Genomic DNA, 13,894 nt, shown 5'->3' on the forward strand with positions numbered 1-13,894 from the left:
CTATGAATATTGTATGACAGAACAAGAAAAAACCTGCTTTGTGATTTCACCAATCGGCTCAATTGGGTCTGACGTTAGACGGCGGGCAGATTGCTGCCTTCAATACATCATAAAGCCAGCGTTTACAGAGTTAGGTTTTTCCAAAATTGAGCGTATCGATGAAGCTGATGAAGCTGGGCAAATTACGCCTGGCATTATCAAGCGTATTCACGAAGCAGATTGGTGCGTCGCAGACCTAAGCGGTCTAAACGCAAACGTATTTTATGAAATTGGTATACGCCATGCGTTCCAAAAGCCAATTATTCACATGAGTAGCGAAATGGGTGAAATTCCTTTTGATAACTCACATCAGAATACGATCGAATACGTTCACGATGATCCTCACTCGCATAAGAAATGTATTGACCGGATCAAAAACCAAGTCATGAAAGCCAATGAAACACCGGATCACTTTTCTACGCCAGTTAGCATGGCACTTGGAATGAGCGCATTGGAAGAATCAGGTGATAGTCGTGACGAAATTATTTCAAACCTGACAGAACGCATAGGGCGACTAGAAACGGATTATAGAAATGCTGATAAGATCACTACTCAATATGCTATAGAAAACCGAATACTAGAAGAAAGACTGCTCAAAAGGGATGCTAAGCGAGCGGGTGTGAATTGGAATATGCTGTATCGAGAGCCAATAACAGTGTTGGGGTCGGGTGGAGTTACTAAACGTGAAGATGACGATTGATCGCTCCTACAAACTTTAGCCACCCTCACCTTTCCGCCAAATACCGCGCCCTTCTCTCGTCCAACTCCGCCTCCATCTTCTGCAAGCCGCCCCAGCCCGGCCGCTCGACCCGGGTCTGGTCCAACCGCTCGGGGTGCAGCACATAATCCGTGGTGTCCGGTCCGTCGATAATTCCTGCCAGCCGGTAGTGCATGAACGCCCGCAGCACCCGGTTCATCCGGGGCTGATACCCTTCCCCCATCGCCTTGAAGAATTTCACCACATCCGCATCCAGCCGGATCGTTACGCGCATCTTCTTGGGATCGCGGCGGTCGAAGTCTTCCCAGATCTCATCCCATTCCTTGGGCATGCACCGCAGTTTCGTGGCTGTCGCATGCAGATCATATTCAATCATCCGCAGCGCGTCGGTCGCATAGCTCCAATGGATCCGCTGGGTCTTGGTCATGTCTTTGGGATTGGTCATCGTGGTGTCCTCCTTTGCCGCCCAGATTGCCGTGACTGGGTGAACAAGGTGATGACACAGCGTGCGCACGGGTTGTGTACGGGTTGTGTACGCCATGTGTACGCCGCGTTCCGGTGGACATTACCGCCCCCTTCCCCCTAGTGTAACCGGACCAATTTGAGGGGCCAGCATGCACAACGTCGCCATAACAGGAACCGGGGTTTTCACACCATCCGAGGTTATCACAAACGACGAATTGGTCGCCGCCTTCAACAGCTACGCGGACCTGTGGAATGCCGAAAACGCCGATGCGATTGCGGCAGGCACGGTTGCGGCGAAGACCCATTCGTCCAGCGAATTCATCGAGGCTGCATCCGGGATTGAGCGCCGCTATGTCCTTGATAAAGAAGGCGTTCTTGACCCCGCGCGCATGTTCCCCCGTCTAGCGGCACGCCCCGATGACCAACCGGGCTACATGGCCGAGATTGGCGTGGATGCCGCGCAAAAAGCGCTGGCTGCCGCTGGTGTTGATGCCGCTGACGTCGATCTGGTGATCTGTGCGGCCTCTAATATGGAACGCGCCTATCCCGCAATTGCCGTGGAAATTCAACAGCTTCTGGGTGCAGGTGGCTTTGCATTTGATATGAACGTCGCCTGTTCCAGTGCGACTTTCGGTATTCAAACGGCCGCCGACATGATCCGCGCCGGCTCCATCCGCCGCGCGCTGGTGATCAATCCTGAGATTTGTTCCGCCCATCTGGAATGGCGCGACCGCGACTGTCATTTCATCTTTGGCGATGTGGCGACGGCGACGTTGCTGGAACGGGATGAGGACCTGACAGCGCCGCATTTCAAAGTGCTCTCCACCCGTTGCGCCACCCAGTTCAGCAACAATATCCGCAACAATAACGGCTACTTACGCCGCACACAGGACCACATGGAAGACCGCCGCGACATGCAGTTCATGCAAAACGGGCGTAAGGTGTTCAAAGAGGTGCTGCCGCTGGTCAGCAAACACATCGCCGATCACATGGCTGAAGAAAGCATCGCCGCCACCGACCTGCGCCGCCTTTGGTTACATCAGGCCAATAAGACAATGAATGATTTTATCGGCAAAAAGGTTTTGGGCCGTAAGCCGGAACCGGACGAGCAGCCGAATATCCTGCAAGATTACGCCAACACCTCATCCGCTGGATCCATCATCGCTTTCTCCAAACATTCCAGTGACATGGAACGGGGCGATAAGGGATTGATCTGCTCTTTCGGGGCAGGATATTCCGTTGGTTCGGTAATCGTGGAACGCGCCTAGAGGGCTGAACACATGAAGACGACGATCGCCATCGGGCTACTGATCACCCTCACCGCGTGCGGCGTGCCTTTCGTGCCTCTGGTCTAACCGCTGACGCGCTTATGCACATCTGCCAACGTCTCAACCCGCTCTGAATAGCGGTCGGTCAGCATTGCACTGCGCCCGCGCGTCATGATCGTAAAGCGCGCCAGTTCTTCCATCACATCCACGATCCGGTTGTAAAGGGACGATGGCTTCATCCGCCCGTCTTCAAACTCTTTCCAGGCCATCGGCACGGATGATTGATTGGGGATCGCAATCAGCCGCATCCAACGCCCTAGGATTCGTAACTGATTGACAGTATTGAAAGATTGTGATCCACCGCCAACTTGCATCACGGCAAGGGTTTTGCCCTGCGTGGGCCGGATGCCCCCAATCGGCGACAGCGGTAACCAGTCTATTTGCGTTTTCATAATCCCGGTCATCGCCCCGTGCCGTTCGGGGCTGGACCACACCATACCTTCGCACCACAACGCCAGTTCGCGCAGCTCCGCGACTTTGGGATGATCTGCATCCGCGTCATCCGGCAAGGGCAAGCCGGAAGGATTGAAAAACTTCGTCTCACAGCCCAGCGCATGCAAGACCCGCGCGCCTTCTTCTGCGCAGAGCCGAGAATAGCTTGTCTCGCGCAGCGATCCGTACAACAGCAAAATACGCGGCGGATGCTGCGGCGCATCTGTTCCGGCCAAAGCCGCAATATCCAACGGGACCAACGCATCTGGCATCAGATTGGGCATATCGGCGGTATCAATCGCCATCAGGCCGTTTCTTCAAGGTGCAGCTTCATATCAATCAATACCTGCTGCAGCGACGTCGTCTCGCGTAGCATGCGTTTGGCTTCGTTAATGGTGATCACACCATCGGCGATAGATTGATTATATTCAGCCATCAGCATCGCAAACCGCTGACTAAGCTTGATCACATCTGTATTGATCTCACCGCTGCTGTTGGCGCGTGCTGTGTCGTAGGACATCGTCACGCCTTTCAGTTCCGCAAGCGCTGAGGTCACATGCGGATAAGACGCTGCTGCCTCCAACTGGGCCACGGCATCAACCGGCATAAAGCGGTCGGTGTGTTCCGCGCTATCAGAGTAGTACCGCCCAAGTGTTGCCTTGGATTTTCCGGTCAGTTCGCATGCCGCTTCAATGCCCACGTCCTTGACCAACGCCTCGGTGTGTTTTTTGAGGTAACTACCCTGTCCCGCCATGCGTATGCTCCATCGTCGTGCTGCCGCTTGGACGGCAGGGGAAAAACGCTTCCCAATTCCCATTTTATTGCAATGCACTGTATGGCAAAAATAATCCAGTCTCGTGTTTCTGAGACACATTCACCAGTTGTCGTGCTGAGTGGTACGATATGTTTTGGATCGCGATCCACCTTTTTATGTCGGGGGTGTCCCCAAATGTTGCACGGTGCCGGTTTGCATTGCGTGATAGGCTTGCCAAATACGCAAGGCCAACGCTAATCACCCGTTATGGCAAAACTGTATTTTAATTACTCCACCATGAACGCGGGCAAATCGACCGTGCTTTTGCAGGCGTCGCACAATTATATTGAGCGGGGGATGCAAACCTATCTGATGATTGCGCGCTTTGATGATCGGGCCGGTATCGGGCGTATCGGCAGCCGGATCGGGATTGGCGCCGATGCCGATACATTCGGGGCCGAGGATGATCTGTTTGATATGATCTCAAACCGGCTGGCGGCCGGACCATGCGCCTGTGTTTTCCTTGATGAAGCGCATTTCATGACGCCCGAACATGTCTGGCAACTGGCCCGTGTGGTCGATGATTTGAACGTGCCCGTCATGACCTATGGGTTGCGGGTTGATTTTCGTGGACGATTGTTTCCTGCATCCGCATCCCTGTTGGCCTTGGCTGATGAAATGCGCGAGGTGCGTACCATTTGTCACTGCGGAAAGAAGGCCACGATGGTCGTCCGCAAAGATGAAGATGGCAATGTGCTGGCTGCGGGCGATCAGATCGTCGTTGGTGGCAACGAAAGCTATGTCTCACTGTGTCGCCGTCACTGGCGCGAAGAAATGGGTGACTATGCGGACCCCAATCTTGACTAGCGCCTGTCATCTTGCCCAAAAAATGCCTGCCGGACGCTTCTGAGCATCAATAAAAACTCTGCGGATCAATATCAATTGCCATGCGCAGGTTGGTGGGTAGTCGGAATTGCCCTGCCCATTTCGCCAGCGCCTGTTGCAGCGGCGCAGACTTTTCTGCCTTGACCAACAGCCGCACACGGTGCCGTCCGCGCACCCGCGCGATCGGCGCCGGTGCCGGCCCAAAGACCTGCGCACCGATTTGGCGCAAAGGACCATCCATGCGCGCCATTTCAGACCCCAAATCAAACACCTCTTGCACGTTCGGGCTGCTGAGGATGATCCCTGCCATGCGCCCATAGGGCGGCACGCCAGCGGCCTTGCGTTCTTCGGCCTCTGCTTTCCAAAAACTTTCCTCATCACCTGCCAAAATGGCACGGATCACGGCATGTTCCGGTTGATAGGTCTGCAGCAGCGCCTCGCCCGGTGTATCAGCGCGCCCTGCCCGCCCGGCGACCTGCCGCATCAACTGAAACGTCCGCTCCGCCGCCCGCAGGTCGGACCCTTGCAATCCAAGGTCCGCGTCAATCACCCCCACAAGCGTAAGTAATGGAAAGTTGTGTCCTTTCGCGACCAATTGCGTGCCGATGATAATATCAGTGCCGCCTTGTGCGATCTCTTCGATATGTGCCTTCATCGCACGGGCAGACCCATAAAGGTCAGACGAAAGAACCGCGATGCGCGCATCTGGAAATAGCTCGGCCACTTCCTCGCCCATACGCTCCACGCCCGGGCCCACGGCACTTAACCGATCTTCCGCATCGCAGGACGGGCACCGCGTTGGGATCGGTTTCGTTTCGCCGCATTGGTGGCACATCAGACGCTTCAGAAAACGGTGTTCTACCATCCGCGCATCGCAATGGTCGCAGCCGATCTGATGACCGCAGGCCCGGCATAATGTGATCGGCGCATAGCCACGGCGGTTCAGGAAAATCAGTGATTGTTCACCCTTTTCCAATCGCTGCTGGATGGCGCTACGTAGGGTGGGCGAGACCCACCGCCCGCCGGGTAGATCCTCGACCCGCATATCAATAGCATTCATTTTCGGCATGACCGCAGCGCCATAACGCGCGGTAAGCTCAAGCCGCTGATACTTGCCTGCTTCGACATTCGCCCAGCTTTCCAAAGAAGGCGTCGCCGAGGCCAGCACGACCTGCGCACCATTGATCGCCGCGCGCAACACGGCCATATCGCGGGCGTTATAAAGCACGCCATCTTCTTGCTTGTAGGATGTATCATGTTCTTCATCGACCACGATCAGGCCTAGGTTTTGATAAGGTAGAAACAGCGCCGAACGTGCGCCGACAATCAGCTGTGCATCACCCTGCCCGACCATGCGCCAACAGCGGCGACGTTCGGTCATTGTCACCCCCGAATGCCATTCGGCGGGCTTCATGCCAAACCGGGCCTCCACCCGGTTGATAAATTCGCCTGACAGCGCGATTTCGGGCAACAGGACCAAGGCTTGCCGCCCCATGCGCAGGCATTCGGCCACGGCCTCAAGATAGACCTCGGTCTTGCCTGACCCCGTGACGCCCTTCAGCAATGTTGTCCCATAGCCGTCGGTGCGCAATGCGGCACGCAACGCCTTAGCGCCAGCGGCCTGATCCGCGCTCAACTCCTTGCCGCCATAGTCAGGATCAAGCTGCGGATAGGGCGTATCGCGCGGCGCTTCCTCTTCCGATACCGCCCCCAGTTTGACGAGGCCCTTCACGACAGAGGTCCCGACCCCCGCCATTTCAGCCACTTCGCGCAGCGTGAACGACAGACCGCCATAGTCACGCAGCACGCCCAGAACCTTTTCGCGCGCGCCCGTCATGCGATCTGGTTTGACATCACCCAGCCGGTACACCTTGCGCATGGATTGCGCATCGCCCAACCCCGGCGCGCGGGTCCCAAGGCGCAGCATTGCTGGCATTGGGGTCAGCGTATATTCGGCCGCACGGGTCAGGAAGCTGCGCATTTCTGCGCGCATCGGGGCCACATCAAGGACGCGCATGACCGAGCGTATCTTGGCAATATCATAATCGCCCTTGCCCGGGCCCCAAACCACACCCAACACTTTACGCGGGCCAAGGGGCACCTCGACAAAAGCACCCAAATGGCACCCGCCCTCGGGCGCTTTGTAATCCAACAGCCGATCCAGCGGTTGGGTCGTCAAAACCCCCACCAAATCACCTTCATGGAAAAAGCTGTCAGTCATAGCCGCCTTTGTGGGTTTCCGCCCGTTCCCCAATCAGGTAAACGCTGAGACAACAAACACCAACCCATGCGCGGAGTGAAGAGATGAAGTTTTTCGTAGACACAGCCGAGATCGACCAGATCAAAGAACTCAATGACCTTGGTATGGTGGATGGGGTCACGACAAATCCATCGCTGATCGCCAAATCCGGGCGCGATATTCTGGAAGTGACGAAGGAAATTTGTTCCATCGTGTCCGGCCCCGTCTCTGCCGAGGTGGTGGCACTTGAGGCCGACGACATGCTGGCCGAAGGCCGCAAGCTGGCCAAGATCGCCGACAACATCGCGGTGAAAGTGCCGCTGACATGGGCAGGCCTAAAAACCTGCAAGACGCTGACGGACGACGGTATCATGGTGAACGTGACCCTGTGCTTTTCCGCGAACCAAGCGCTGCTGGCCGCGAAAGCCGGGGCGACCTTCATCAGCCCTTTCATCGGGCGTCTGGACGACATCAACCTTGATGGGCTTGAGCTGATCGAAGACATCCGCACGATCTATGACAACTATGGGTTTGAGACAAACATCCTTGCCGCCTCCATCCGCACCGCCAACCACATGAGCGATTGTGCCAAGATCGGCGCCGACGTCTGCACAGCGCCGCCGAATGTAATCAAAGCGATGGCGAACCATGTGCTGACAGACAAGGGCTTGGCTGCGTTTATGGCGGATGCCGAGAAGGCGGGGATTAAGATCGTCTAAGCGACGTTCAGGTAAGGTGGATCATGATCCACCTTACAACCCCCTTGAGTAGGGCAAATCTGCCACGCCTAGCGACGCGCGCCAAAAAAGCATGAGACACGTCCCCTAACCCTCTGCTACCTTGCAAAAAAACGAAAAGCAGAGCAGGCAAATGAACCAAACAGTTATGGCCGATGACCTTCGTGAGAAGATCATCGCAAACCCCGATGTCCTTTTGGAAGATGCAGACGTCATGCGCGCCCTTGTCGGTGCGGATGCGGATCAGACGACGGGCAATATCGTTGATCTGCGATCCGTCGCGATGGACCGTCTTGAGGCGCGTTTTGATCGTCTTGAGGACACCCACCGCAATGTCATCGCCGCCGCCTATGACAATCTGGCGGGCACCAACCAAATCCACCGCGCCATCCTGCGCATGCTGGATGCCAGTACATTTGAACGTTTCCTTGCCGATCTATCTGGTGAAGTCGCCGATATCCTGCGTGTTGACGCGGTGCGGCTGGTGCTGGAAAGCAACCTGCAAGACTCGCACAAAAGTGCCGGTGATGCAGTGGCGATCATGCCAGAGGGCTTTGTCGAAGGCTACATCACGCTGGGCCGCAACATGCCCGCCCGCCAGATCACCCTGCGCGAAATGCAAAAGGTGGGTGGCAGCCTTTATGGTGATCGCGCCGCATACATCAAATCAGAGGCGTGTTTGAAGGTTGATCTTGGCCCCGACCGCCTGCCTGCGATGCTGGTCATGGGCAGTGAAGACCCCCAACAATTCACCCCCCAACAAGGCACCGATCTGCTGACTTTCTTTGTGGGTGTGTTTGAACGGGTCGTGCGCCGCTGGTTGGCGTAAGATGATTGCCCCTGCCCTGTCAGACGCGTTGGGCGCTTGGCTGGCAGGCCAACGCGCCTTGGCAGGTACAGCGGAAAATACGCTGAAAGCCTATCAGACCGACGTCATGGGCTTTCTGGCTTTCATGACCCAATACAATGGCGAAAGTCAGGGCCTGGCCCCGATTGCACGCGTGACTGTTCGCGATATGCGCGCATGGATGGCACATGAACGTGGGCGCGGCATTGGGGCGCGATCATTGGCGCGATCACTATCCGCTGTAAAATCATTCTACCGTTGGCTGGCTGAACGCGAAGGGTTTGAACCCACGGCCGTTCTGTCCACCCGCGCACCTAAGTTTCAACGCAAGCTGCCGCGCCCGCTAGAGGTGAATGCAGCCTCGGCCATGATCGACACGGTCGAATTGCAAGCAAACGAACCTTGGGTGGCAGCAAGAGACGCCGCGGTTGTCACACTTCTTTATGGCTGCGGTCTGCGGATTTCCGAAGCTTTGGGGCTCACCAGTGTGGATGTTCCCTTGCCTGAGGTGCTGCGCATTGTCGGGAAAGGCGGGAAGGAACGTATCGTTCCTGTTATCGCCGAAGCGCGCGAAGCGGTTGCCACCTATGTCAGGCTTTGCCCCTATCCTGTTGCACAAGACCAACCCATATTCCGTGCTGTTCGCGGCGGTATCCTGTCACCGCGCGCAATCCAGAAAGTGATGGAGCAGGCGCGCCTGCAACTGGGCCTGCCCGCCACGGCAACACCCCATGCGATGCGCCATTCCTTTGCGACCCATCTGCTGGCCGCTGGCGGTGATCTGCGCGCGATTCAAGAGCTATTGGGCCATGCATCGCTTTCAACCACACAAGCCTATACTGCGGTCGATGCCGCACACCTGATGTCGGTCTACGAAAAGGCGCATCCCAAAGCCTGACAACAGGTTGCCCCTTGCCCATTTTTCAACCATGAGAGTATCATGACACTTCGCGCCAAAGCCCTTCTTGTTCACCTTCTGACGGCCACAGGTGCCGTTTTCGCCATGCTTGCAATGCTGGCCGCGGTCGAAGAAGAATGGAGCCTGATGTTTCTTTGGCTGGTCGTTGCCTTCTTTGTCGATGGCATCGATGGACCACTGGCCCGAAAATATGATGTGAAGACCAATTCACCTGCGTTTGACGGCGTCTTGCTCGATCTGATTATCGACTATCTGACCTATGTCTTCGTCCCCGCCTATGCGCTGTTCAAATCAGGGCTGCTGCCGGGCTGGACCGGCTGGTTCGCGATCATCATCATCACCTTCACATCGGCGATGTATTTTGCTGATACGCGCATGAAAACAAGGGATAACTCCTTTTCCGGTTTTCCGGGATGCTGGAACATGCTGGTGCTGGTCATCTTTGCCTTGCAGCCAAATTTCTGGGTCTCGCTGATCCTTGTTGGCAGCCTTGCCATCACGATGTTCGTGCCGTTGAAATTTGTGCATCCCGTGCGGACGGAACGCTGGCGCATGGTCACGCTGCCCATGGCCTTGGGGTGGACGTTCTTTGCAGGCTGGGCTGCTTGGGTGGATTTCTATCCCAATAGCTGGGCGCATTGGGGTTTGATCGTGACGTCTGTTTACTTGCTGTTTGCGGGTGTCACGCAGCAAATCATTCCAGAGCGCAAGACAGCCTAGATTAACAAACCTGCCGCCCCTTCAAGGCGTAGCAAAGCGACCTTGGCCTCAATCCCACCGGCCCCCGAATACCCGCCCAACCCGTCTGCGGCCAGAACCCGGTGGCAAGGAATGATGATCGCAATCGGGTTGGCACCGCAGGCTTGACCAATCGCCTGCGCCGAAACACCCAAGTCCTTTGCCAAATCGCCGTAGGTGCGCGTCTCGCCATAGGGAATGGCACAAAGTGCGGCGTAAAAGTCTTGCTGAAAGGCACTGCCGCGCGGGGCGACGGGGGTTTGAAACGCCCGCAGATCACCCGCAAAATAGGCCGCCATTTCGTCATAAACCTGCTGATGCAGCGCACCTTCGGTCAACGTGCCGCCGCGTCCCCAAACCAGCTCTGTCACCGCGCCATCCTGTGCATGTGCACCCAGCGCCCCAACAGGTGACGCCGCGCAAATCATGGCTTTAGCCCACGCACCGCCATCATTGTTGCCGTAATGGTGGCGATCTTGGTTTCTTTGTCGCCATCAACCGCAATCGTGCGCCCTTCGGTAAAGGTCAGCGTGCGCCCCGCTTTGATCACGTCGCCTTCAAACCGAAACGATTGACCACGGGCAGGTGCGAGGAAACTGGACTTGAACTCAACGGTCAGCACTTCACTTTCCGCGTCCATCAAGGTGAGTGCCGCAAAGCCACACGCGCTATCCATGCCAGAGGTGATGACCCCGGCATGCATAAACCCATGATGTTGGGAAAATTTTGGATTAAACGGCATCCCCAAAATGACCTGCCCCGGTTTCACATCTGAAACCGTGATCCCCATAGTCTGCATCGCACCCTGGCGGTCAAAATCCGCCCGCATGCGTTCAACAGACTGGGGATCACCATATTCCATCAACCCAACGCTTCGTTACAGCGCCCGCAAACGCCCGCATGCGTGTGCGTGCCAACGTCAGGCAGGATTTTCCAACAGCGCTGGCACTTCTCACCCTCGGCCTTGGCAAAGACCACAGCGACATCGGCAACATCATCCAAACGGAATGCGCCATCTGGGGCCATATCGTTTGAAACAAAGATACCGGAGGTGATGCAGAGGTCGTCAAAGCTGACGGTCTCCAACAGCTTCGCTGTATCCGCGCTGACATAGACCGTCGGTGCCGCTTCCAGCGACGCACCAATCACCTTGGCAGTCCGTTCGACCTCCAACGCACCAGTCACAACGCGGCGCACTTTGCGCACGTCGGCCCATTTCGCAGCCAGCGCATCGTTGCGCCAATCGCTGGGTGTTTCGGCAAAGTCTTCGAGGTGGATTGAGCTATCGTCAGCACCGAACCGTTCCAACCAGACCTCTTCCATCGTAAAGGTCAGCATTGGTGCGAGCCATTTGGCCAAGCGGTGGAACAGAATGTCCAACACGGTTCGCGCGGCCCGGCGGCGTGTCGTATCCCCGTCGCAATAAAGCGCGTCTTTGCGGATGTCGAAGTAGAACGCCGACAGCTCAACCGTGGCGAAGGTAAAGACTGCTTGGAACACACCTTGGAAATCGTATTTGGCATAGCCTTCGCGAACCTGCACATCGAGTTCTGCCAAGCGGTGCAAAATCCAGCGTTCCAGTTCCGGCATATCCGCCGGTTCAACCCGATCAGCCTCGGTAAAATCCGACAGCGACCCAAGCATAAACCGCACCGTATTGCGCAGGCGGCGATAGCTGTCAGCCACACCTTTCAGGATTTCATCGCCGATGCGCAGGTCAGCGGTATAATCCGACTGCGCCACCCAAAGCCGCAGGATATCCGCGCCATATTGTTTGACGACCTGTTCGGGGGCGATGGTGTTCCCGATGGATTTGGACATCTTCATGCCCTTTTGATCCAGCGTAAATCCATGCGTCAGCACCCCGCGATAAGGCGCATGGCCCATGGTGCCGCAGGCCTGCAACATGGATGAATGGAACCACCCCCGGTGCTGATCAGTGCCTTCAAGGTAAAGGTCGGCCATGCCGTCCTCTGACCCATCCGCGCGGTCGCGCAGCACGAAAGCATGGGTGGACCCGCTGTCGAACCAGACATCCAGAATATCGAACACCTGATCGTAATCATCGTGGTTCACGTCATTGCCCAAGAACCGCTCTTTCGCGCCGTCTTGATACCATGCATCAGCGCCTTCGTTTTCAAACGCCTCAAGCACGCGGGCGTTCACAGCTTCGTTGCGCAGCAAATAGTCGTCATCGGTATATTTGGCGCCCTTTTTGACAAAGCACGTCAGCGGCACACCCCAAGCACGCTGGCGCGACAGCACCCAATCAGGGCGCGCTTCGATCATCGAATAAAGGCGGTTGCGACCCGTCTGCGGTGTCCATGTCACCAGCTCATCAATCGACCGCAGCGCGCGTTCGCGGATCGTAGTGCCGTAGCTGTCCTGCCCATCACCAACGGCCTTATCAATGGCGGCAAACCACTGTGGACGGTTCAGGCGGATCACAGGCGCTTTGGACCGCCAGCTATGCGCGTCAGAAATCGTGATGCGGCGACGCCCCAAAAGCGCGCCAATCTCAACCAATTTGTCGATGACGGCTTTGTTGGCGCTGCCCGGCTTTCCGGTGGGTTTCAGGATACTTTCACCGGCAAAGAATGGCAGATCGGCCCGATAAGAACTGTCATCAAGGATGTTATAGGTCATTGGCAAGCCATGTTTGACCCCGATGGCATAGTCATCGTCCCCGTGGCTGGGGGCCGTGTGCACAAAGCCGGTGCCCGCATCATCGGTCACATGATCACCGGGCAGCATGGGCACGTCAAAGTCCCATTCGCCCTGCGCATCTGTCGCGCCACGCAACGGGTGGGCGAGGGTGAGCGCCGATAATTCATCGCTTGAGACATCCCGGATACGGCGGATCATTTCATCACCCACCAAGCGGCCAGCGGCGAAAACCTCTTCGGCCAGCGCGTCCGCGACGATCATCTTTTCACCGATGCTGGCCCAGCATTCCGCTGGCCGACCGATGATTTCATAAAGACCGTAGGCGATGTTCGGACCAAAGCAGACAGCGCGGTTCTGCGGGATCGTCCAAGGGGTTGTGGTCCAGATCAGAACTTTCGTGTCATCAGTGGACCCGACAACAGGAAAGCGCACCCAGATCGCATCGGTCTGGCGGTCGTGATACTCAACCTCAGCCTCTGCCAGTGCGGTCTTTTCAACAGGCGACCACATCACGGGCTTGGAGCCTTGGTACAGCGTGCCGTTCATCAAGAACTTCTGGAATTCCTCTGCGATCACACGCTCGGCGTGGAAATTCATCGTCAGGTATGGATCAGCCCAGTTGCCGGTGACGCCCAGACGTTTGAATTCATCGCGTTGGATATCCACCCAGCCTTCGGCGAACTTGCGGCATTCCTGACGGAAATCAACGACATTCACGTCGTCTTTGTCGCGACCTTTGGCGCGGTACTTCTCTTCGATCTTCCATTCAATCGGCAGGCCATGGCAATCCCAACCGGGCACATAGCGCGCATCGCGGCCCATCATCTGCTGGCTGCGCACGACCATATCCTTGAGGATCTTGTTCAGCGCATGACCGATGTGCAGATGACCGTTCGCATAAGGCGGGCCATCGTGCAGGGTGAAGGGTTTACGCCCTTCGGCCTTGTCACGCAGGCGGTCATAGACCCCAATTTTTTCCCAACGTTCCAGCCATTCGGGCTCGCGTTTGGGCAATCCGGCACGCATCGGAAAATCAGTGCGTGGCAAATTCAGGGTTTGTTTATAGTCGGGCGTTTCGGCGCACATGGGTGGCGTCCTTTAAGCAGTCATTTGGGAATAGAGCGAA

14 protein-coding genes are annotated in these 13,894 nt (G+C 56.5%); 7 read left to right on the plus strand and 7 right to left on the minus strand.

The window, feature by feature from the left end:
• The first annotated feature begins 13 nt into the window (after positions 1–13).
• Complete coding sequence (locus RCCS2_RS17775; protein ID WP_008230589.1) at positions 14–739, plus strand: hypothetical protein; 726 nt, start codon at positions 14–16, stop codon at positions 737–739.
• A 25-nt stretch (positions 740–764) separates the two neighbouring features.
• On the opposite strand, the gene RCCS2_RS00895 is transcribed toward RCCS2_RS17775, so the two are convergent.
• A complete protein-coding gene (locus RCCS2_RS00895; RefSeq protein WP_232204214.1) occupies positions 765–1,298 on the minus strand; it encodes a BrnA antitoxin family protein in 534 nt (177 codons plus the stop codon).
• 73 nt (positions 1,299–1,371) lie between these two features.
• On the opposite strand from RCCS2_RS00895, the gene RCCS2_RS00900 reads away from it, so the two are divergent.
• On the plus strand, positions 1,372–2,490 hold the full coding sequence (locus RCCS2_RS00900; protein WP_008230591.1) for a beta-ketoacyl-ACP synthase III: 1,119 nt from the start codon (positions 1,372–1,374) through the stop codon (positions 2,488–2,490).
• An 83-nt stretch (positions 2,491–2,573) separates the two neighbouring features.
• Here RCCS2_RS00900 and arsH read toward each other — a convergent pair whose 3' ends face one another.
• Entirely contained in the window at positions 2,574–3,287 is a 714-nt protein-coding gene (arsH, locus tag RCCS2_RS00905) for an arsenical resistance protein ArsH (protein ID WP_008230597.1), read from the minus strand.
• The gene (locus tag RCCS2_RS00910) at positions 3,287–3,736 is read right to left on the minus strand and encodes a hypothetical protein (RefSeq protein WP_008230599.1); all 450 of its coding nucleotides are present in this window, start codon (positions 3,734–3,736) and stop codon (positions 3,287–3,289) included. The genes arsH and RCCS2_RS00910 overlap by 1 nt, the downstream gene beginning before the upstream one ends.
• A 267-nt stretch (positions 3,737–4,003) precedes the next feature.
• On the opposite strand from RCCS2_RS00910, the gene RCCS2_RS00915 reads away from it, so the two are divergent.
• Entirely contained in the window at positions 4,004–4,603 is a 600-nt protein-coding gene (locus RCCS2_RS00915) for a thymidine kinase (RefSeq protein ID WP_008230601.1), read from the plus strand.
• A gap of 46 nt (positions 4,604–4,649) precedes the next feature.
• Here RCCS2_RS00915 and RCCS2_RS00920 read toward each other — a convergent pair whose 3' ends face one another.
• Positions 4,650–6,842 carry a primosomal protein N' gene (locus RCCS2_RS00920; protein WP_008230603.1) on the minus strand — a complete coding sequence of 731 codons (2,193 nt, stop codon included), beginning with the start codon at positions 6,840–6,842 and terminating at the stop codon, positions 4,650–4,652.
• 83 nt (positions 6,843–6,925) lie between these two features.
• Between RCCS2_RS00920 and fsa the strand changes: the two genes are divergently transcribed.
• The 4 genes from fsa to RCCS2_RS00940 all read left to right on the plus strand — a co-directional run bounded on the left by fsa (position 6,926) and on the right by RCCS2_RS00940 (position 10,083).
• A complete protein-coding gene (gene fsa, locus RCCS2_RS00925) occupies positions 6,926–7,579 on the plus strand; it encodes a fructose-6-phosphate aldolase (RefSeq protein WP_008230605.1) in 654 nt (217 codons plus the stop codon).
• Positions 7,580–7,730: 151 nt separating this feature from the next.
• A complete protein-coding gene (locus RCCS2_RS00930) occupies positions 7,731–8,426 on the plus strand; it encodes a DUF484 family protein (protein WP_008230606.1) in 696 nt (231 codons plus the stop codon).
• A 1-nt stretch (position 8,427) separates the two neighbouring features.
• Positions 8,428–9,342 (plus strand): tyrosine recombinase XerC, encoded by a 915-nt coding sequence (locus RCCS2_RS00935; protein ID WP_008230607.1) that lies wholly within the window; start codon positions 8,428–8,430, stop codon positions 9,340–9,342.
• A 42-nt stretch (positions 9,343–9,384) separates the two neighbouring features.
• Positions 9,385–10,083: a CDP-alcohol phosphatidyltransferase family protein gene (locus RCCS2_RS00940; RefSeq protein ID WP_008230608.1), complete on the plus strand. Its 699-nt coding sequence runs from the start codon at positions 9,385–9,387 to the stop codon at positions 10,081–10,083.
• On the opposite strand, the gene RCCS2_RS00945 is transcribed toward RCCS2_RS00940, so the two are convergent.
• Genes RCCS2_RS00945 through ileS form a run of 3 tightly spaced genes read right to left on the minus strand, consistent with a single transcriptional unit; the run spans position 10,080 to position 13,854 of the window.
• Positions 10,080–10,529 carry a methylated-DNA--[protein]-cysteine S-methyltransferase gene (locus RCCS2_RS00945; RefSeq protein WP_008230617.1) on the minus strand — a complete coding sequence of 150 codons (450 nt, stop codon included), beginning with the start codon at positions 10,527–10,529 and terminating at the stop codon, positions 10,080–10,082. The two genes, RCCS2_RS00940 and RCCS2_RS00945, sit on opposite strands and share 4 nt — an antisense overlap.
• Entirely contained in the window at positions 10,526–10,963 is a 438-nt protein-coding gene (locus RCCS2_RS00950; protein WP_008230618.1) for a PaaI family thioesterase, read from the minus strand. The genes RCCS2_RS00945 and RCCS2_RS00950 overlap by 4 nt, the downstream gene beginning before the upstream one ends.
• The gene (gene ileS, locus RCCS2_RS00955; protein WP_008230619.1) at positions 10,963–13,854 is read right to left on the minus strand and encodes an isoleucine--tRNA ligase; all 2,892 of its coding nucleotides are present in this window, start codon (positions 13,852–13,854) and stop codon (positions 10,963–10,965) included. Before ileS ends, RCCS2_RS00950 begins: the two co-directional genes overlap by 1 nt.
• Positions 13,855–13,894: the final 40 nt, after the last annotated feature.

Origin of the sequence: Roseobacter sp. CCS2 (assembly GCF_000169435.1) — a bacterium.
Classification (GTDB): domain Bacteria; phylum Pseudomonadota; class Alphaproteobacteria; order Rhodobacterales; family Rhodobacteraceae; genus Yoonia.